This window comes from Neobacillus sp. YX16 (assembly GCF_030123505.1).
Taxonomy (GTDB): Bacteria; Bacillota; Bacilli; order Bacillales; family Cytobacillaceae; genus Neobacillus.
The window spans coordinates 2,604,164-2,623,144 of sequence record NZ_CP126115.1; the positions used below are offsets into that span (position 1 = coordinate 2,604,164).

An 18,981-nucleotide genomic window follows, 5' to 3' on the forward strand; every position below is an offset into this window, starting at 1 on the left:
AATGAAAACTTCCTTATCACAGTTTATGCTTCGCACTGGAATATACAGTGGTTCGAATTCACGGGCAATGGTACCTAGCTTGTTTGCTGGACTAGGTGCGAAAAGAGTCGTTCTTTTAAGTGACAGAGGGTTAGAAAAAGCAGGTGTTGTTGAAAAGGTTGCAGAAATCTTTAACTTAACGGGTCATGGCAGCGGTCCACAGCTGGTCGGTCAATATCTTGATATTACGCAGGATGCAGAAAGCCGCTGTATTAATGATGCAGTCCGTTATGTAAAAGAGGTAGGCGGAGATGCCCTGCTAGCAGTTGGCGGAGGTAGTGTTTTAGATACTGTTAAAGGTGTTAAATATGCACTTCATAAAGGATTATCGGATATTAAGGAAGCAATTCCTGGAGGGCTTTTATACGAACAATTTCCAAAGGCAAACTTTATCCCGATTCCACATATAGCGATTCCGACTACAGCGGGAACAGGGTCTGAAGTTTCTCCAATTGCAGTTATTTTCAATGAAGATATCCAAATGAAGACAAATATTATTAACCCATTCATTAATGCGGATATGGCAATTCTTGATCCTGAATTAACACTTGGTCTGCCGCCTTTTATCACGGCCTTTACTGGGTTTGACGCCTTAACCCATGCCATTGAAGCATTTGCGTCGCCGACAGCGACTGCTCTGACTGATGCCTATGCACTGCATGCAATTAGGTTAATTGGAAAAAATCTTCCAGTGGCAGTGTCAGAAGGAACGAATATCGCTGCTCGGATGGATTTACTGCAGGCAAGCTTAATGGGTATTACTGCTTTTAGCTTTGCTTTGAATGCTATTCCAGTGCATAATTTGGCCCACGCCTATGGTGCATTGTTCCGGATTCCACATGGTTTGGCCAATGCTGTTTTCCTTCCAGTGGTCATGGAAATGGTTCCTTCATTATACCTGCCAAAAGTGAATGAACTTGCTGCGGCCTTGGATGTCGAGGTGAAAGGTGATAGTGATGAAACGGCATTAGCCAAAGTAGTAGAAAAGATTCGTTTATTGCAGCATAAAGTCGGTCTTCCTGCTGATTTTAAGCAGTTTAATATCACCGAAGAAAATCTTGAACAGACGATTCCTGCGGTGATGAAAGATCCAGCAGCACTAAGCTTCCCAATGCCTAAAGAATTGATTTTAGCAATTGGACAAAGAGTTGTACCACTTGCTGTGAAATAAGATAGTAGATTTCATCAAGCTAGTGGCGAAGAAGCTACTAGCTTTTTATTTTTTGAAAATGAGTCCTTTGTCTTATTCATTCTTTTTGCTATAGTAATAGATATTGAATCTATTTATTTGAGGTAAAACATGAAGAAAATTATAGTAAGCATGGTCGTATTTACTATTGCATTATTAAACACTAATTTACCAGACCAGCTATCGAGCTGGAATCCAGAAAAAAAAGTAGGTAGAACATCCTTAGTCAATAGGGAAATAGGAATAATGAAAAAAGAATCGTTTCTACCAGAAAGCAAACTTTTAGATGTTCCGCTCATCAACCAGTTCTCAGAACCTCATTTATATAAAGGCTGTGAAGTAACAAGTTTAGCCATGATTCTAAATCATCATGGCATTGAGGTTACAAAAAACCAGTTGGCAGAAAAAATAATTACGGTCCCGTTTGAATACCCTAATCAGAAAAAAGGGAACCCGCACGTGGGTTTTGTTGGTGATATGGCTGATGGACCAGGGTTGAGTGTCTATAATGAACCCATTTTTGATCTTGCTAAGGAATATGCAGGGGAGAAAGTCATGAATTTAACCAATAGTCCCTTTGATGATTTACTTAAAAAGGTAGGAAGAGGTATACCAGTTTGGGTGATAATCACCAGTAAATATACTCCAGGTACCGCTTCATTTGAAAAGTGGGACACTCTTCAAGGAACCATGTATGTTACCTTTAATGTTCATAGTGTTGTCATTACTGGCTACGACCAAAATTCTCTCTACATTAATGATCCATTTGGTTATAAAAATAGAAAAGTAGACAAAAAGAATTTTATTCTCTCATGGGAAGAAATGGGCAGCCAAGCGATTGCGATTGAAAAATAAAAAAATGGTTCAATCATTTGATTGGACCATTTTTATTTTTTCTCACGTAATATTACAATATTAACACGTCGATTTGCCTGGCGGTTTTCAGCTGTATCATTCGGATACAACGGTTGAAATTCCCCGTGGCCCGTAAATTGCATTCGGTTTTCTGCAATTGATTTTGAAGCAAAATAATGTAACACACTTACTGCTCTAGCAGAAGATAGCTCCCAGTTTGAAGAATATGCCGCATTTCCAATTGGAACATTGTCAGTGTGGCCTTCAATACTAATAGGGTTGGGTAGTGTGTTAATTAATTTCACAATGGCATCCAGTGTTTTAAACGAACTTTCTTTTAATACTGCTTTTCCTGAATCGAATAGCAAGACATCCTTTAATGCAATTTCAACGCCACGCCTAGTATCTTGAAGCGTAACAACGGCTTCGAGATTATTTTCAGCAACATATTTCTCTAATTGAGACTTTAAATTATCGAGTTCAGCATCTTCAATTTCATTTGTAATCGGAGCAGGATTTTGATCGGGAGCAGGTTCCTTTGCAATTTCCTTTTCAATTTCACCTTTTTGAGAAACAGAGAGACCTGAATTGGTGCTTTCAATTTTTGTGCCTGTAAATTCAGATTTGAATGACTCCATAATAGAATGAAACTTTTGATTATCTATTTCACTTGAAGCAAACAAAACAATAAATAGTGCTAATAGCAGGGTTAAAATGTCGGCATAAGGAATTAACCATGACTCGTCAACATGATCCTCATGTTCTTCCTCGAATTTTTTATGCAATCTGCTCATGAACATCGTCCTCAATTTTCTTTTCGAACTTCTTGCGTTCCTTAGGGTCAATATACACTACAAGTTTTTTCTCTAAGGCGCTTGGGGACACTCCTCGGTAGATGGCAAGCAATCCTTCGATTGTTAGAAGCTTTAGTTCTTGTTCTTTTTTCGAAATCCTTTTTAATTTATTCGCTAAAGGGTGCCAAAGTACATAACCAGAAAATATTCCAAGTAATGTTGCAATAAATGCAGCTGAAATTGAATGTCCTAGTTTATCAACATCGTTTAAATTTCCAAGGGAAGCTATGAGTCCAATTACTGCGCCAAGTACACCTAACGTCGGTGCATAGGTTCCAGCTTGTGTAAAAATAAGCGCCCCTGTTTTGTGTCTCTTATCTATAGCAGCAACCTCATCCAATAATACTTCCTCAATAAACTCAAGTTCATATCCATCAATTATCATTTCGAGCCCTTTTTTTAAGAAAGGATCCTTAGTATTACCTGAAATTTCTTCTAAAGCAAGTATGCCCTCTTTTTTTGCAATTTCTGAGCATTCTATTAAACTAGAAATTTGAGCAGATTTTGAAGGTAATTTCGGTTCAATAAAGGCAATTTTTAACAGTAAAGGGAATTTCTTAAGTTCACTGAATGGGAAGGCAATTAATATTGCAGCTGCAGTTCCACCAAAGATAATTAGATAAGCTGCTGGATTGTATAATGCCGATAATGAGGCACCTTTTAAAACCATCCCAACACCAATAGCTATTAGTGCTACCAAAATACCAATAAAACTAGACATGATAATCTCCTTTTATAAAAATAATCTATAATGTAATTGTACGTCACTCGAGAAAATCAGACAAATGTTTTTTGTTTTGTTTGAAAAGAATCAAACATCTTATCAAACAAAAAAGTAAAAACTACTAGATAAGTTTTTTTGGAAAAGTTATTTTTATACTAACTAAAACCTGCAACTACTGATAAAATAACAGTTATGGAATAAATTGTGATGTTATTAAGGCGAAATTACTAACCTAGTATTTACAAATAAATAATAACTTACCCAAATAGACCAACTCAACTAAAGTAAGGTGATAATAATGCACGATATTGGACTAGTAAGATTAAGCCACATAATTAAAGATTATTGTGGATTGAGTTTCAATGAACGGCTTTCTACTTTAAAGAAGAAGGTTGATAATAGAATTACAGAATTGGGTGTTACATACTCTGACTATTGTGAATACTTAACTCGAAATCCCTTGGAGTGGGATATCATGATCGAGTTAGTAACCATAAATGAAACGTATTTTTATCGTGAAGAAAATCAATTAATTGAATGCAGTTCAGTAGTCCTGCCAATGTTGAAAAAGAAGAGATTTGGCGGTCCTATTCGAATTTGGAGTGCAGCCTGCTCAACAGGTGAGGAGCCCTACACACTAGCTATGCTCATACAAGAAACCGGCCAATTCCTTCCAGGATCAATTGAGATTATTGCCACCGATATCAATAAAAGAGTTATTGAAAAAGCAAAAAAGGGATGGTATCACCAAGGGTCCTTTGCATTTAGAAGAATCCCTGAAAATCTGTTAAAAAAATACTTTACACCTATCGATTCAGGGTATCAAATTAAAGAATCAATCAAAAAAATGGTAAATTTTCAAAATTTAAATTTACTTAACAAACAAAACACGTCTCAAATAGGTGAAGTCGATATTATTTTTTGCAGGAATGTTTTAATCTATTTTGATCAGATGACAACAAAACAGGTAATAGATAGTTTACATGAAAATTTAGCACCGGATGGATATTTGTTTCTTGGACATGCCGAATCAATAACGGACAGCGATCTAGGTTTTCAAAAAGCATATTCAGAGAACACTTTTTACTATCGAAAGGAAACGAATCAAAATGAAACAGTACCGTATTTTAGTAGTAGATGATTCTGCATTTATGAGAAGGGCTATTAGTCTAATGTTGGATAATGATCCACAATTATTTGTGGTTGGAATAGCTAGGAATGGTGAAGAGGCTGTAGAGAAAGTAAAACGACTTCAGCCTGATCTTGTTACGATGGATGTAGAAATGCCTAAAATGAACGGATTACGGGCATTAGAAGAAATTATGAATTCAAATCCGGTACCGGTTGTAATGCTAAGTTCTCGTACTGGAGAAGGTGCAAAAGAATCGTTAGAGGCACTTGATTTAGGAGCAGTTGATTTCTTTTTAAAAGATTATCTACTAAAAAATCACGGAGATGGAAACCAAACTGAGGAATTTATTTTGCGTTTAAAAGGAATTGTTGAGACAAAGGTTTCAAGTTCCTCTCCTATCAAAACCACACCTGAAATAGGAAATAAACTCAGAAAAAAGCGCCAAACTGACCTGATTTTCATTGGCTGTTCAACGGGGGGACCATCTGCTTTGCAAAAAATACTACCGCATTTTCCCAAGAATTTTTCGATTCCTATTGTGGTGGCACAGCATATGCCACCAGGTTTTACTCAACCACTTGCAGAGAGGTTTGACACATTGTGTCAACTACAGGTGAGGGAAGCACAGAATGGTGAAACTGTGAAAGCAGGGACGATTTATATTGCTCCTTCAGGTTATCAAACAAGTTTTGAAAAAAAACTAGATGACTCTGTAATTTTTAAGGTGAATAAACATGATTCTGATAAAGCACTATATAAACCATCCATTGATATTTCATTGGAATCTGCAGCTCCAATTTATAGAGACAGACTTTTATCAGTCATTCTTACTGGGATGGGGATGGACGGTATGCGCGGATGTGGTTTCGTAAAAAAACATGATGGAAATGTGTTTGTGGAAGCCGAAGAGTCGTGTATTGTCTATGGGATGCCAAAAGCAGTTCTTGAAGCGGGTTATGTAGACGGGCAATATGAAGTTTCAAAAATATATGAGGAGATAATGTCTTTTATTTAATAGATTGATAACAAGTTCACAAAATCTATAAAATTGTAAGATAAAAACACAAACTCTATCAAAAACAATTCAAAGGTAACCATAATCATCGAAAATTTTCATGACGAAGAGCAGGCATATGAGTTATAATGTTTACTATTAGAAGTAGTAAGAAAACCGGAGGCGATAAATTTTTGGACATTACACATAGCCTAGTCAAAATAAATCAAACTAATATTCCTGAAGCTGGAATTCAAAGGTTATCCAAACAACTTGATGCCCCGGAGAAATCCTTTAATCAAATATTAGCTCTGTTTAATTTAAATGGAAAGATCCCTCAAAAAGAAGAGGCAATGAATTTAGTAGCAACGGGTAACCCAGAGGAAATTGACTTAATTACCCTCAATAATTGGGAGAACAGAAAAGAAGACCTAATGGAATTGGAATCTATATTGAACATTTTTTTGAGTGAAATCAAAATAGTTAATAACTCTACTAATTCTGATGAATCTAGCAATCTTCATTCGAGCAGCAAAACTATATCATTGGCTGATTATACAGCATATAATCCCATTCAAGAGGTTACATCGGATTTTACTAAGGAATTAATAGGATGGTTTCAGAATATTGAGAATAAAAATGAACCTGTTTCCATTGATTCAGATCATGTCATAGAGAAACTCACTAAATTAGTGGGTGCCCTTCAGATTAAAGAGGATCAAATAAGCTTTGATATTGAAGATGATGTTGTTCAAAAAATACAAATGACATATGAAGAAATAAAATCTTATCTGGACATATCAAAAACGACACCAAAAGGTAACATAGGGGTTTTGGAAGAACAAGATATGCCAAATAACTTAAAGACCAACCCCTTAACGGTTAGTGATTACATAACCAATATTGTGGAGGGTGCTCAGTCTGTAAAGAGAGAAGAAATCAAACTAAATAAGGGTGAAGTCCCAGAAATAAAAATTGCACAAACATCGCTTAACAATGCAGAAAGCATTAAGTCTATAAAAAGTGACATAACTACAATACCCTCCATGGATAACGGCCCGAAAATACATATTGAAGGGACTTTGCCAATTATGTTGGACCATGAACAAATACCACAGAACAGAGAAATATCTCCAAGCGGGGTAGAGGTCCGACAGACAATAGAGCGTACTATGGCAATATCATTTAAGAAAAGCAATTCTGCTTTAAATGGTGAAGAAACTGTAGAGAATAGCGTAGAAAGTAGTCAGACTCTAGGGAATGAAGAGCCACTGCCGTACAAAATAGAAAGTGGACAGATCCTAAAGAGTGAAGAGCCATTGCCCTCCAAAATGGAAAGTAGGCAGATCCTAAAGAGTGAAGAGCCATTGCCTTTCAAGGAAGAAAGTGGACAGGAACTAAAAAGTGAAGAGCCATTGCCTTCGAAGGAAAAAAGTGGACAGATCCTAAAGAGTGAAGAGACATTGCCTTCCATGGAAGAAAGTGGGCAGATCCTAAAAAGTGAAAAGCCATTGCCTTCCATGGAAGAAAGTGGGCAGATCCTAAAAAGTGAAAAGCCATTGCCTTCCATGGAAGAAAGTGGGCAGATCCTAAAGAGTGAAGAGCCATTGCCTTTCAAGGAAGAAAGTGGACAGATCCTAAAAAGTGAAGAGCCATTGCCTTCGAAGGAAAAAAGTGGACAGCCCCTAAAGAGTGAAGAGCCATTGCCTTCCATGGAAGAAAGTGGGCAGGTCCTAAAAAGTGAAAAACCATTGCCTTTCAAGGAAGAAAGTGGACAGGAACTAAAAAGTGAAGAGCCATTGCCTTTTAAGATAGAAAGTGGTCAGACACAAAAAAGTGAAGAACAATTACCATACAAAGTTTTAGATACTCTGACACTAAAGAGCGAAGAAACAATATCTACCAAGGTATCTAATAAACTAGAAAAAAGTTCGGTATCAAGTTTAGAAGACACATTAGACTTTCAAATATTGAATAGACAACCCTATATGGTCGATGACATTTCAAAAAAGAAGATAGATAGAGAACAACCTATCAAGGTGGCAGAAACGTTACAGGATTGGCTGTATGGAAGGCAAAATAGGATAGAGGGTAATCTATCATTCAAAACTGGAGACAGATTGCCAATGAAATTGGAAGAAATGGTGAATCAGTCTAGTCTTGAATCTAATAAAAATAATAATAAAGAAGAAAATCCTGTTGTTTCACCAACACTCATTCAGCCAAATTTTGACCCATCTTTAATAAAGGAATCTATTTCATTTTCTAAAAATTTAGATGAATTACCGAGCTCCAAGCCTGATACAATGGGTGCAATATTATTCCAGCCTGGGATGGATCAGGACATTAGTACAAAAAAACCACAGAGTACGCCAAACCTTGCGTTAACGACTATTGTTCCAGAGGTAAGCGAGTTTGAAGGCAGTTTCTTAATCAGTGAAGATCCATTGCCTTCCAAGGTAGAGAGCCGTCAGATTTTAATGAATGAGCCACTGCTGTACAAAGTAGAAAGTGGTCAGTCTCAAAAGAGTGAAGAACAATTACCATACAAAGTTCAAGATACTCAGACACTAGAGAGCGAAGAAACTATATCTAATAAAGTAGATAAAAGTCAGGTATCAAGTTTAGAAGACACATTAGAGTTTCAAATGTTGAATAGACAACCCTATATGGTCGATGACATTTCAAAAAAGAAGCTTGATAGAGAACAACCTATCATGGTGGTAGATTCTTTACAGGATTGGTTAAATGGAAGGCAAAAAAGGATAGAGGGTAATTTGTCATTCAAAACGGGAGACAGACTACCAATGGAAGAAATGGTGAATCATTCTAGTCATGAATGGAATAAAGATCGTAATATAAAAGAAAATCCTGTTGTTTCACCATCACTTATCCAGTCAAATTTTGAACCATCTATAATAAAGGAATCTATTTCATTTTCAAATAATTTAGATGAACTACCGAGTTCCAAGCTTGATACGGTTAGTGTACCAATTTCACAATCTAGGATGGATATTGACATTGATACAAAAACTCCACAGAGTACGTCAAACCTTACGTTAGCAACCTTTGTTCCACAGGTAAGCGAATTTGCAGGCCGTTACGTAAGGATTTTAAACGGGCACATAGGAAGCACGGAAGCTAAATTTAATTTATTTCCAGAACACTTGGGCCATCTAGAAGTTAAAATCGTTTCTCAAGACGGACAGGTTTCGGTACAAATCGTTACTGACTCTTCCATTGCCAAAGAATCCTTAGAAGGTCAACTCCATCAGTTAAGGCAGTCCCTTCAAACTCAAGGCTTGCAGGTGCAAAAGCTGGAAATTGTCCAACAAATGCCAGATTCTTTCGATTCTAATCAAGCTGGATTATCGTTTTCACAAGGTAATTCAGGTTCATCCCAAGAACAACCATCCTATTACCTAACACGTGAAGAGACCAAAAAGCAATCGGGTGGAGAAGAACAGGAACTGGAGAGAGAGCACGTACCGTTGACATATGGAGAAACTGCACCAAAATCAGCCACAAGAATTGATTTCACGGCCTAGAAGGAGAGAAGGATAATGAGCAGTTGGGTGGATATTTCTAATGTGCCAAAGAATAATTCCATTTTTAATAATAAGAGCTTTGAACAAAAGAGTTCACTTGGTAAGGATGATTTTCTACGAATTCTTACCACACAATTATCACATCAAGATCCGTCAAGTCCCTTGCAGGATAAAGACTTTATTGCTCAAATGGCTACTTTTAGTTCTCTTGAGCAAATGACAAATTTAAACAAAGCATTTGAGAAGTTTGCTAATCAGCAAATGAGTCAGTTTGCAGGTTCTATTGGAAAAGAAATTACCTGGACAGAAGCAGAATCAACTATCCCCAAAACGGGTGTCGTTGATGGTGTATCCGTCCAAAATGGGAATTATTTTTATATGGTCGGGAATGAAAAAGTTCCTGTAGACTCTGTTACCGAAATTAAACAACTTACATCTGAAACGAAATAAATTTAATAGGCTATCTAAATAGGAGGATTACAAAATGTTAAAATCACTTTACTCTGGTGTTTCTGGTATGAAGGGGTTTCAAACGAAACTCGATGTTATTGGAAATAATGTTGCTAACGTCAATACAGTAGGATTTAAAAAGAGCAGGGTTATGTTTCAAGATATTATCAATCAAAATATTTCTGGTGCTACAGCACCTACTGGACAGCAAGGCGGGGTAAATCCTAAGCAAATAGGTCTGGGAACTAAGATAGCGGCCATCGATACTGTACATACACCAGGCAGTCCGATGACAACGAATATGGCAACCGATTTGGCAATTGATGGGGATGCTTATTTTGTAGTAAGTCCTGAAGATCCACTTTTAAATGGTAAGAACTATCTAACAAAGGCTGGGAACTTCAGTCGTGATGCAAATGGGGATCTGGTCAATTCAAATGGTTTTTATGTTGTAGGGACAGTTGTTTCTAATGGAGAACCAATAAATATTAATATAAATGTATCTTTTGATGAAAAAGCAAAAGCTAATGCTTTAGATGAGGAAACCGATCAATCAAACTTCACTTCCTACTCTATTGATTCTAATGGATATATTACTGTTGTTCGTGAGGACAGTGTGAGTGGTAAATTAGCATGGACGGAAGCAGATGGGTATTTTCTAAATGATACAGGGGACGAAAGTCTAAATGTTTCGATTGCAACTGCTGTTGTTCCGAATCCTAGTGGTTTGAAAAAGGTTGGAAATACGATGTTCGAGGTAACACCAAATGCAGCTACAGGTGAAGTTGTTTTTGGAAGAATTGAAGACAACAAAGGCGGTCAAATTACATCTGGTGTCCTAGAAATGTCAAATGTTGATTTAACGGATGAATTCACAGAGATGATTGTTGCGCAGCGTGGTTTTCAAGCAAACGCTAGAACAATTACGACTTCTGATTCTATTTTAGAAGAGGTTGTCAATTTAAAACGATAATTTAATTTAGTGTAAGTAGAGACTTATAACTCATGGAAGAGTTAGGGGGTATGGCCTTTGGCAGATATATTATCGCAACAAGAGATAGACGCCCTTTTATCGGCCATAAATAACGGCGATTTACAAGCAGCAGATGTGAAAATAAAAGAAGAAAAAGTAAAAGTATATGATTTCAAGCGTGCGATGCGATATTCCAAAGAACAGTTAAGGAGTATTACCAGAATTCATGAGAACTTTACAAGAATGCTAACGTCCTATCTTGCTACACAGCTTAGGACAAACGTTCAAATTGAAATCGATTTGGTAGAACAAGTGACTTATCATGAGTTTATTGCATCACTCCCATCTAAGACGATTTTGAATATTTTTGAAGTGAAACCCATGGATGGAAAGATGGTTTTAGAGATTAATCCGCTTGTTGCCTATGCTGTGATAGAAAGATTATTAGGTGGACAAGGTGACCCTTCAGCTCGTGATGGTTCATTAACAGAAATTGAAATGGTTCTCATGCAAAAGGTTCTACGCAAAACATTTGATTTGTATCAAAATGCTTGGCAAAATGTTGAGAAAATGAATATTAAGTGGGAAGCAATGGAATCGAATCCGCAATTCATACAAATTGCTTCTTCTAACGATACTGTGATTGTAATCGCACTCCGTGTCACGATTGGAGAAACGACAGATCGGATGACGATTTGTCTTCCGCACCTAATCGTTGAACCAGTGTTACCAAGATTATCGAATCAACAATGGTTTTCTTACTCAATGAAAGCCAACGTCCCACAACAAGATAAATTACAGCAAAACCTGGATCATGTTCGTGTACCGGTAATTGCTGAACTTGGAAGGGCAACCTTACCTGTTTCAGACCTGCTTAACTTGCAAATTGGTGATGTGATTGGAATTGAAACTGATAAAATTCAGGTCAAAGTTGGCCAATTTACTAGATTTGTAGGGAATCCAGGTGTTCAAAAAGGGCATTACGCAATTCAGGTTGATCAAGTAATTAACACGGAAGGAGATAATCTATAAGATGAGTGGAGCAACATTATCACAAGAAGAAATCAATGCACTCTTTAGTCAAATGGATAATAGTAACCAAAATTTCTCATTATCAATCGACGATTTCCTTAGTTCAATGGAGAAAGATGCGTTAGGCGAAATTGGAAATATTTCATTAGGAAGCTCTACCACTGCTCTTTCCGCTTTACTGAATCAACGAGTCGAAATTACTACACCTACACTCTCTGTAATAGAGCAGGCACGTATGGAGGAAATGATTCAGGAGAAGCATGTAGCCGTACATGTTGACTATACTGAAGGAATCCGTGGAAAAAATCTGTTAATGATTAAAGAAAATGACGCTAAAATAATAGCCAACTTGATGATGGGCGGAGATGGAACTACTCTTGAACCAGAACTATCTGATATGAGTTTAAGTGCAGTTCAAGAAGCGATGAATCAAATGATGGGATCTGCAGCTACATCCATGTCGACGTTGTTTAGTCAAAAAGTTGATATTTCACCTCCAACGATTGATGTACTTGGCTTTCCTCCAAAAAAATTGGAAAGTCTTCAGGATGATATTATTATCAAAGTATCGTTCCGTTTAGCAGTAGGCAGCCTAATAGATTCGAATATGGTTCAATTTATTCCGCTTTCCTTTGGTAAAGAAATGATTGGAAAAATATTGCAATATGAAGCACCTACTGCAAATAAAGTAGTAGAGGAAGTTAAGGCTGCTGGAGCAATATCTCCATCACCGACTACAGCTAATTATGCGCCACCTATTCCATCAATGGAAAAGGCTGAAATTTCTCATGTACAGGCAAATGCGAATGTTCAAAAGGTCGAATTTTCTACTTTCCCATCATCCTCAGATAAGTCTCAGGGCGTACCAAGTAATATCGACTTATTATATGATATACCCTTGGAAATTACGGTTGAATTAGGACGTACCAATTTGCAAATTCGTAAAATTCTTGAATTGGGTCCTGGAGCCGTCATCCAACTTGATAAATTAGCTGGAGAACCAGTAGATATTTTAGCCAATCAAAAGTTAATCGCAAAAGGTGAAGTGGTTGTGATCGAAGAGAACTTTGGTGTACGGATAACGGACATCATTAGCACTATAGATCGTCTAACTAAAATGACTAACTAATAAAACATAAAAGAACGGAGGAATATCTATGTCTAGGGTACTAATTGTAGATGATGCCGCATTTATGCGAATGATGTTAAAGGATATTTTAACGAAGAATGGACTTCAAGTTGTTGGTGAAGCTGTGAATGGATTCGATGCTGTTGAAAAATTTAAAGAACTTCAGCCTGATGTTGTAACAATGGACATTACAATGCCAGAGAAGGACGGAATTACGGCCGTTAAGGAAATTAGAGCGTTGTATCCGCAAGCAAAAATTATTATGTGCTCAGCTATGGGGCAGCAACCAATGGTATTAGAAGCAATTCAAGCTGGTGCCAAGGATTTTGTAGTAAAGCCATTTCAACCAGATCGTGTAATGGAATCTATTAAAAAAGTGTTGGGAATATAGGTAGTCATACGAGGAGTGAGCTTTCTTGGCTGCAGCAAAGTTAGGAAATTGCCCTAAATGTAGAAAGCTTTACCTGCGAATAAGAGACATCTGTGAAGACTGCTATCAAAAACAAGAAGAGGATTACCTGATGGTAGCCTCTTACCTCCGTGAAAATCCGGGAACTACGATTCAAGTACTTAGTGATGAAACAAAGGTTAGTATTGCTCTTATACGCCATTTTATTATCATTGGAAGAATTATCACGACTCAATTTCAAAACCTTTCCTATCCATGTGAAACGTGTGGAAATATGATTAAAACAGGAAAAATCTGTTCAACGTGTAGAGAAAAAATCAATCTACTTACTACCAATGATGAGAATTCAAACAACAATTCCGATGAAAAGTTGGCCGGAGGCTACATTACTAGATATTTGTAAAGAAAAAAGCGAGATGTATTGGGACTATGTGCCACTATGTCTCGTTTTTTTATTTTAATTACCAATCAACCAATGAGCAGGCGAAATATGGACGAGAAATTAGTATAGAGGTTGGAAATGTTCTAGAACAAACGGATGCCTTAAATATGAGTATTGAAACGCAAACCCACGAGGTTGAAGAAATGGTATATGCGATTGATGAGGGAAAAGTACAGATCGATAAACTAAAGTAATAATATTTACCTTCTGGAAGGTGTGGCAGGGTCAAATCTCTTCCTACTAATCAGGAGGTTTTTTATATATTCATAAAACACAAATGAAGGAAAAGTGTTTTCTAAACAAAAAAACTAAAAAACTATCAAAAGTAATAGTAGAATAGTCAAAATATATGCTACTATATGACTATTATAATAACTTTTATTTGATGTTTGAAGAGGAGAGGAATAAATGGTAAAAGGGCTTCCAAAAATCATAAAAAGAACAACTTCAGATGAAACGAAGAGTAAATTAAAGGGGAAACCCTCCAATGCAAAGCCTGGGAAGAATGTAATCATAACGAACCAGCAAAGTGAAGGGACAGGAGACAAAGGAAATAAACCAACCACTAAGCCATTTTGGACAGTGGTAAACTCCATTCCATTGAAAGTTAAGCTGTGGGGCAGTTTTATCATTGTTCTTCTTTTCCTTGGTTGTGTCTCTCTAGTGTCGTTCAACAATATCAATCAATTAAATGATCAAATGCTGTACATTGGAAATACACAAGTACAAAAAACTCAAATTATAGGTGACTTAAAGGAAGAGGTCAACAATATACGTCAAAATGCTGCAAAGCACGCCTATGAACGGGGCTCTGGAAATAAAGTTATAATGGAGAATTTTATCAATAAAGATATTGAAAATATTAGAAAGAATATTAAAGCACTAACGAAACTAATCGATTCAGATAAAGATAAAAAGCTGTTGGAAGACTTTAATAAGAACTTCGAAATAATGGCTGAATTTTTACCCTCATTCTATGAAGGTTCTAGAACGAATGACTATAGCATATCAGATAAACAGATGAAGCTATTAGCTCAAAACGGTGGAAGTACAATAGTAGCACTAAATCGCCTGGATCAAAATGTTACCAAAAGTACTAGTACAATTGTAAAAAATACAGAACAAGATTCCACAGATTCAATGAATGAAATCATTGTTGTATCGTTAGTGGGCGTTCTCCTAAGTGTTATTATTTTATTTTTCTCAACTAGATTAATTTCACTTTCTGTTAATAGGGTAGCAAAAAATGTAGACATTTCAACCATATCGGTTGAAGAAATTAAAAATTCGATTGAACGTACAGCAGTAAGTGCTCAAGAATTAGATACTTCCATGCACAAGGCAAATGATTCAATAAGTGCACTTGTTACTTCGATCCAGCAAGTTGCAGCAGGTAATGATGTGACAACTGAGAGTGTCGATGAAATATCTGCAGCTGTTGAGCAAATGAGTGCATCCATTAATTTAGTAGCAGGCAGTGCGGATTACTTAAATGTAACTGCCGAAGAAACATCTGCAGCGATTCAAGAAATGATGGCTTCGATTGAACAAGTTGCTGGTAATGCGGGTGATGTGAGTAAGAGTGTTGAACTTTTTGCAACTAGAATTGAAGAAATGAGCAAGTCCATTACGGGTGTAAGTGACAACGCAGTTAGCCTAACACATACCGCTGAACAAACGGCAGAAACCATTGAGGAAATGGTTGTTTCTATTAAACAGGTTGCAGGAAGTGCACATAAAGTGAATGAATTGGCAAACTCTGTTAAGCAGGATGCTCTTGAAGGTACATTATCCTTAAATGAGACATTGAATTTTATGAAAGAAATTTCTCAGGTTATCCAACAAGGAAGTATTATTATGGAAAACCTAGGGAAAAGTTCTGAAGAAATCGGCACTATTGTAAAAGTGATTGATGATATCGCAGATCAAACCAATCTGTTAGCACTTAACGCAGCAATAGAGGCTGCACGTGCAGGCGAACATGGAAAAGGATTTGCAGTTGTAGCGGATGAAGTTCGAAAATTAGCGGAGCGCTCTGCTAAAGCAACAAAAGAAATTTCAAAAATTATCAAGGGTATCCAAAAAGAAACATCCTTTGCAATTACAGCCACTAAAGAAGGAACCAAAAAAGTGGAAATTGGAAACCAGCTAGCGGATAAAACAAACCAAGCAATTATGAAAATTTCGGAGGGTATCTCACAGGTAACCGAAGAAATGAACCAAATTGCAAAAGCTACAGAAGAACAAACCAGAAACAGCGAATTTATCACCAAAGCGGTTGAAAACGTAACACAACAAACAAATGTAATGACTCATTCTACAAAAGAGCAATCCATCACAGCTGAAACAATTGCAAAGGGAATCGTTCATGCAAAAGAACTTGTTAACCAAATTACAATAGCGACTGCGGAGCAGGCAAAAGGCAGCAGTGCAATCGTATCAGCAGTGGAAAGTGTTACAACACAGTCAAATTCCGTTACAAACGCAACAAAAGAGCAAGCATTAACAGCGGAAGAAATTGTTCTTAACATCACCCACATGAAAGATATGGTCATGCAAATGACGATGGCTACCAATGAACAAGCTAAATATGGTAAAGAAATTGCCATTGAAGTTGAGAACGTTCGCAAACAAACGGAAGAATTAAATGATAGTATTGAAACCCAATCAAAAGAGGTAAATGGGGTAGCAGGTTCCATTCATGATGTAAAAGTGCAAATGGAGAAATTAAAATAAATGCTTTATAAAATAACGCTCTCGTGTAAATATACGTGAAGCGTTTTTTTTGTTTTTTGAAATATTTTGAAAGGTATTACCATTGTTAAGATTTTGTAAAAGACTACCCAATCTTAATAAAGATGCAAAAAATTATGTTAATATCAACAGTATAAATTACCTAGTTAGATAGATGGTGGAAGGAGATTGGGAGGGTGATTATTCAACTTTAATAATGGTAAAGTGGCTAATCAAAAACTATAAAAATATCTTATTTTTTAGATAATGGAGATTGATATGTATGTATAAAGATCTAAATTACAAAAGATTTAATATTATTAAATGGAAGCTACAAAATGTGTCGATGAATATTAAATTGCGGGGCAGCTATATCATCCTTCTACTATTTTTGGTTATTATTTCACTTTTGTCCTATAAGAATATCAATCATTTAAACACTCAAATGGAATATATCGGGAATAATCAAATCTCTAAGGTAGAATTATTAGGGAACTTAAAAAAGGAGGTAACAAGTATTCGTCTCTATGCTACTATGTATGCATATGAACAAAAGGCAAACGAAAAACTAGACCTAGAGGAAATTATTTATCAAGACATTGATACAGTAGAAGAAGCAATAATAAAACTAGAGAAATTTAAGCTTACTAATGAAAACGAAAAATTGCTTGCGGAGTTCAAAGGGAATTTTGAAAATTATATTACTTCCATTTCTGCTTTTGTTGAAGATTCTAAAACAATGGATTATGAAACAGTAAAAGGGCCATTGGCAATTCTTGCAGGAAAGACTATATTTTCCTTGGAGGAACTTGCAAAAGGGGTTACAAGTGATACCAATTCCATTATTGATAAAAACGAATTGGAAGCCTCTAACTCTATACTTCAAATAATAATAGTTTCGATTGTCGCTCTTGTTTTTTGTATATTCATTTCAATTATTATGACCAGACTCATTCGAAAAACAGTAACTAGTGTAGTAAAGAATATGGAATTATCAAGTAAATCTGTATCAGAAATCAATGTGTCTATTAACAAAACTGCTATTAGTTCACAAGAATTGGACACGTTTATGAGTAAAGCAAATGATTCTGTGAACGCACTTGTCGCTTCAATCCAGCAAGTGGCTGCGGGTACTGACGTGACAACGGATAGTGTAGATGAAATATCTGCAGCGGTTGAGCAAATGAGTGCTTCGATTAATTTAGTAGCAGGAAGTGCAGATTACTTAAATACCTCTGCAGAAGAAACATCTGCAGCGATCCAGGAAATGATGGCATCCATAGAACAAGTTGCAGGGAATACAGTAAATGTGAGCGAAACGGTTGAACTTTTTGCTATCAGGATAGATGAAATGAGCAAGTCCATTAAGGGTGTAAGTGAAAATGCAGTTAGTTTAACACATACTGCTGAACAATCAGCACAAACAATTGAGGAGATGGTCAATTCAATTAAGCAAGTCGCCGACAGTGCTCATACCGTTAACCAATTGGCCATTACCGTAAAACATGATGCGCTTGAAGGGACAGTATCATTGAATGAAACATTGAATGGTATGAAAGACATATCTCAAGTCATTCACCAAGCCAGTGATATTATGGAAAACTTAGGGAAAAGCTCAGAGGAAATTGGGAGCATCATTAAGGTTATCGATGACATAGCTGATCAAACTAATCTATTAGCACTAAATGCAGCAATCGAGGCTGCACGTGCTGGAGAGCATGGAAAAGGATTTGCGGTAGTTGCAGATGAAGTGCGTAAATTAGCTGAGCGTTCTGCAGGAGCAACGAAAGAGATTGCTAAACTCATTAAAGGAATACAAAAAGAAACAACATTTGCGATAACATCTATCAAAGATGGGGCTCATAAAGTTGAAATAGGAAACCTTCTTGCTGACAAAACGAATCAAGCGATTAAAAAAATTTCGGAGGGTATTGCACAAGCAACCGAAGAAATGGAGCAAATCGCAAAGGCTACAGAAAAACAAACAAGAAATAGCGAAATTATCACCAAAGCCGTGGATAAAGTAACGAAGCAAACGACTGAAATGACTCATTCTACAAAAGAACAATCATTAACAGCTGAAACGATTGCAAAGGGCATTATAGAGGCAAAAGACCTTGTTAATCAAATTACGATCGCGACTGCTGAGCAAGCTAAAGGAAGCAGTGCAATTGTATCAGCAGTTGAACGTGTAACAACCCAATCAAATTCCGTTACAAACGCAACGAGAGAACAAGCATTGACGGCTGAAGAAATTGTTCGTAACATCAACAATATGAAAGATATGGTAATACAAATGACTGCTGCAACCAACGAGCAGGCTAAATATGGTCAAGAAATTACGATTGAGGTTGAAAATGTTCGCAAACAAACGGAAGAATTAAATGATAGTATTGAAACCCAATCAAAAGAAGTAAATGGGGTAGCAGGTTCCATTCATGATGTAAAAGTGCAAATTGAGAAATTAAAATAATGATT

The 18,981-nt window shown here is 36.6% G+C and carries 16 protein-coding genes; 14 read left to right on the forward strand and 2 right to left on the reverse strand.

The window, feature by feature from the left end:
- Position 1: 1 nt before the first annotated feature.
- Together QNH48_RS12420 and QNH48_RS12425 are read left to right on the forward strand one after the other, a co-directional pair.
- Positions 2 to 1,210: an iron-containing alcohol dehydrogenase gene (locus QNH48_RS12420; RefSeq protein WP_283955177.1), complete on the forward strand. Its 1,209-nt coding sequence runs from the start codon at positions 2 to 4 to the stop codon at positions 1,208 to 1,210.
- A 129-nt stretch (positions 1,211 to 1,339) separates the two neighbouring features.
- A complete protein-coding gene (locus QNH48_RS12425) occupies positions 1,340 to 2,083 on the forward strand; it encodes a C39 family peptidase (protein ID WP_283955178.1) in 744 nt (247 codons plus the stop codon).
- A 32-nt stretch (positions 2,084 to 2,115) separates the two neighbouring features.
- On the opposite strand, the gene QNH48_RS12430 is transcribed toward QNH48_RS12425, so the two are convergent.
- Both QNH48_RS12430 and motA read right to left on the reverse strand, forming a co-directional pair.
- Complete coding sequence (locus tag QNH48_RS12430; protein WP_283955179.1) at positions 2,116 to 2,877, reverse strand: flagellar motor protein MotB; 762 nt, start codon at positions 2,875 to 2,877, stop codon at positions 2,116 to 2,118.
- Positions 2,861 to 3,664, reverse strand: a complete 804-nt coding sequence (gene motA / locus QNH48_RS12435) for a flagellar motor stator protein MotA (RefSeq protein WP_283955756.1) — start codon at positions 3,662 to 3,664, stop codon at positions 2,861 to 2,863. Before motA ends, QNH48_RS12430 begins: the two co-directional genes overlap by 17 nt.
- A gap of 295 nt (positions 3,665 to 3,959) precedes the next feature.
- On the opposite strand from motA, the gene QNH48_RS12440 reads away from it, so the two are divergent.
- The 12 genes from QNH48_RS12440 (at position 3,960) to QNH48_RS12495 (ending at position 18,976) form a co-directional block, all read left to right on the forward strand.
- A complete protein-coding gene (locus QNH48_RS12440; protein WP_283955180.1) occupies positions 3,960 to 4,802 on the forward strand; it encodes a CheR family methyltransferase in 843 nt (280 codons plus the stop codon).
- Positions 4,771 to 5,808, forward strand: coding sequence for a protein-glutamate methylesterase/protein-glutamine glutaminase (locus tag QNH48_RS12445; RefSeq protein ID WP_283955181.1), 1,038 nt, complete (start codon positions 4,771 to 4,773; stop codon positions 5,806 to 5,808). The genes QNH48_RS12440 and QNH48_RS12445 overlap by 32 nt, the downstream gene beginning before the upstream one ends.
- Before the next feature lie 128 nt (positions 5,809 to 5,936).
- Positions 5,937 to 9,335 carry a flagellar hook-length control protein FliK gene (locus tag QNH48_RS12450; RefSeq protein ID WP_283955182.1) on the forward strand — a complete coding sequence of 1,133 codons (3,399 nt, stop codon included), beginning with the start codon at positions 5,937 to 5,939 and terminating at the stop codon, positions 9,333 to 9,335.
- Positions 9,336 to 9,350: 15 nt separating this feature from the next.
- On the forward strand, positions 9,351 to 9,785 hold the full coding sequence (gene flgD / locus QNH48_RS12455) for a flagellar hook assembly protein FlgD (RefSeq protein WP_283955183.1): 435 nt from the start codon (positions 9,351 to 9,353) through the stop codon (positions 9,783 to 9,785).
- A 34-nt stretch (positions 9,786 to 9,819) separates the two neighbouring features.
- On the forward strand, positions 9,820 to 10,758 hold the full coding sequence (locus tag QNH48_RS12460; protein WP_283955184.1) for a flagellar hook-basal body complex protein: 939 nt from the start codon (positions 9,820 to 9,822) through the stop codon (positions 10,756 to 10,758).
- 57 nt (positions 10,759 to 10,815) lie between these two features.
- Positions 10,816 to 11,790, forward strand: a complete 975-nt coding sequence (gene fliM / locus QNH48_RS12465) for a flagellar motor switch protein FliM (protein ID WP_283955185.1) — start codon at positions 10,816 to 10,818, stop codon at positions 11,788 to 11,790.
- A gap of 1 nt (position 11,791) precedes the next feature.
- Entirely contained in the window at positions 11,792 to 12,919 is a 1,128-nt protein-coding gene (gene fliY / locus QNH48_RS12470) for a flagellar motor switch phosphatase FliY (RefSeq protein WP_283955186.1), read from the forward strand.
- 28 nt (positions 12,920 to 12,947) lie between these two features.
- Positions 12,948 to 13,310, forward strand: a complete 363-nt coding sequence (locus QNH48_RS12475; RefSeq protein ID WP_283955187.1) for a response regulator — start codon at positions 12,948 to 12,950, stop codon at positions 13,308 to 13,310.
- Positions 13,311 to 13,335: 25 nt separating this feature from the next.
- Positions 13,336 to 13,731: a flagellar protein gene (locus QNH48_RS12480; protein ID WP_283955188.1), complete on the forward strand. Its 396-nt coding sequence runs from the start codon at positions 13,336 to 13,338 to the stop codon at positions 13,729 to 13,731.
- A 26-nt stretch (positions 13,732 to 13,757) separates the two neighbouring features.
- Positions 13,758 to 13,964, forward strand: coding sequence for a hypothetical protein (locus QNH48_RS12485; RefSeq protein ID WP_283955189.1), 207 nt, complete (start codon positions 13,758 to 13,760; stop codon positions 13,962 to 13,964).
- Between the two features lie 214 nt (positions 13,965 to 14,178).
- Positions 14,179 to 16,506, forward strand: coding sequence for a methyl-accepting chemotaxis protein (locus tag QNH48_RS12490; RefSeq protein WP_283955190.1), 2,328 nt, complete (start codon positions 14,179 to 14,181; stop codon positions 16,504 to 16,506).
- A gap of 280 nt (positions 16,507 to 16,786) precedes the next feature.
- Complete coding sequence (locus QNH48_RS12495; protein ID WP_283955191.1) at positions 16,787 to 18,976, forward strand: methyl-accepting chemotaxis protein; 2,190 nt, start codon at positions 16,787 to 16,789, stop codon at positions 18,974 to 18,976.
- Positions 18,977 to 18,981 lie beyond the last annotated feature (5 nt).

What these genes read in the sequence shown, in the direction of transcription:
- QNH48_RS12420 (WP_283955177.1), top strand. Translation starts at nt 2, where the DNA reads ATGAAAACTTCCTTATCACAGTTTATGCTTCGCACTGGAATATACAGT.
- QNH48_RS12425 (WP_283955178.1), top strand. Translation starts at nt 1,340, where the DNA reads ATGAAGAAAATTATAGTAAGCATGGTCGTATTTACTATTGCATTATTA.
- QNH48_RS12430 (WP_283955179.1), bottom strand. Translation starts at nt 2,877, where the DNA reads ATGAGCAGATTGCATAAAAAATTCGAGGAAGAACATGAGGATCATGTT.
- QNH48_RS12440 (WP_283955180.1), top strand. Translation starts at nt 3,960, where the DNA reads ATGCACGATATTGGACTAGTAAGATTAAGCCACATAATTAAAGATTAT.
- QNH48_RS12445 (WP_283955181.1), top strand. Translation starts at nt 4,771, where the DNA reads ATGAAACAGTACCGTATTTTAGTAGTAGATGATTCTGCATTTATGAGA.
- QNH48_RS12450 (WP_283955182.1), top strand. Translation starts at nt 5,937, where the DNA reads ATGTTTACTATTAGAAGTAGTAAGAAAACCGGAGGCGATAAATTTTTG.
- flgD (WP_283955183.1), top strand. Translation starts at nt 9,351, where the DNA reads ATGAGCAGTTGGGTGGATATTTCTAATGTGCCAAAGAATAATTCCATT.
- QNH48_RS12460 (WP_283955184.1), top strand. Translation starts at nt 9,820, where the DNA reads ATGTTAAAATCACTTTACTCTGGTGTTTCTGGTATGAAGGGGTTTCAA.
- fliY (WP_283955186.1), top strand. Translation starts at nt 11,792, where the DNA reads ATGAGTGGAGCAACATTATCACAAGAAGAAATCAATGCACTCTTTAGT.
- QNH48_RS12475 (WP_283955187.1), top strand. Translation starts at nt 12,948, where the DNA reads ATGTCTAGGGTACTAATTGTAGATGATGCCGCATTTATGCGAATGATG.
- QNH48_RS12485 (WP_283955189.1), top strand. Translation starts at nt 13,758, where the DNA reads ATGTGCCACTATGTCTCGTTTTTTTATTTTAATTACCAATCAACCAAT.
- QNH48_RS12490 (WP_283955190.1), top strand. Translation starts at nt 14,179, where the DNA reads ATGGTAAAAGGGCTTCCAAAAATCATAAAAAGAACAACTTCAGATGAA.
- QNH48_RS12495 (WP_283955191.1), top strand. Translation starts at nt 16,787, where the DNA reads ATGTATAAAGATCTAAATTACAAAAGATTTAATATTATTAAATGGAAG.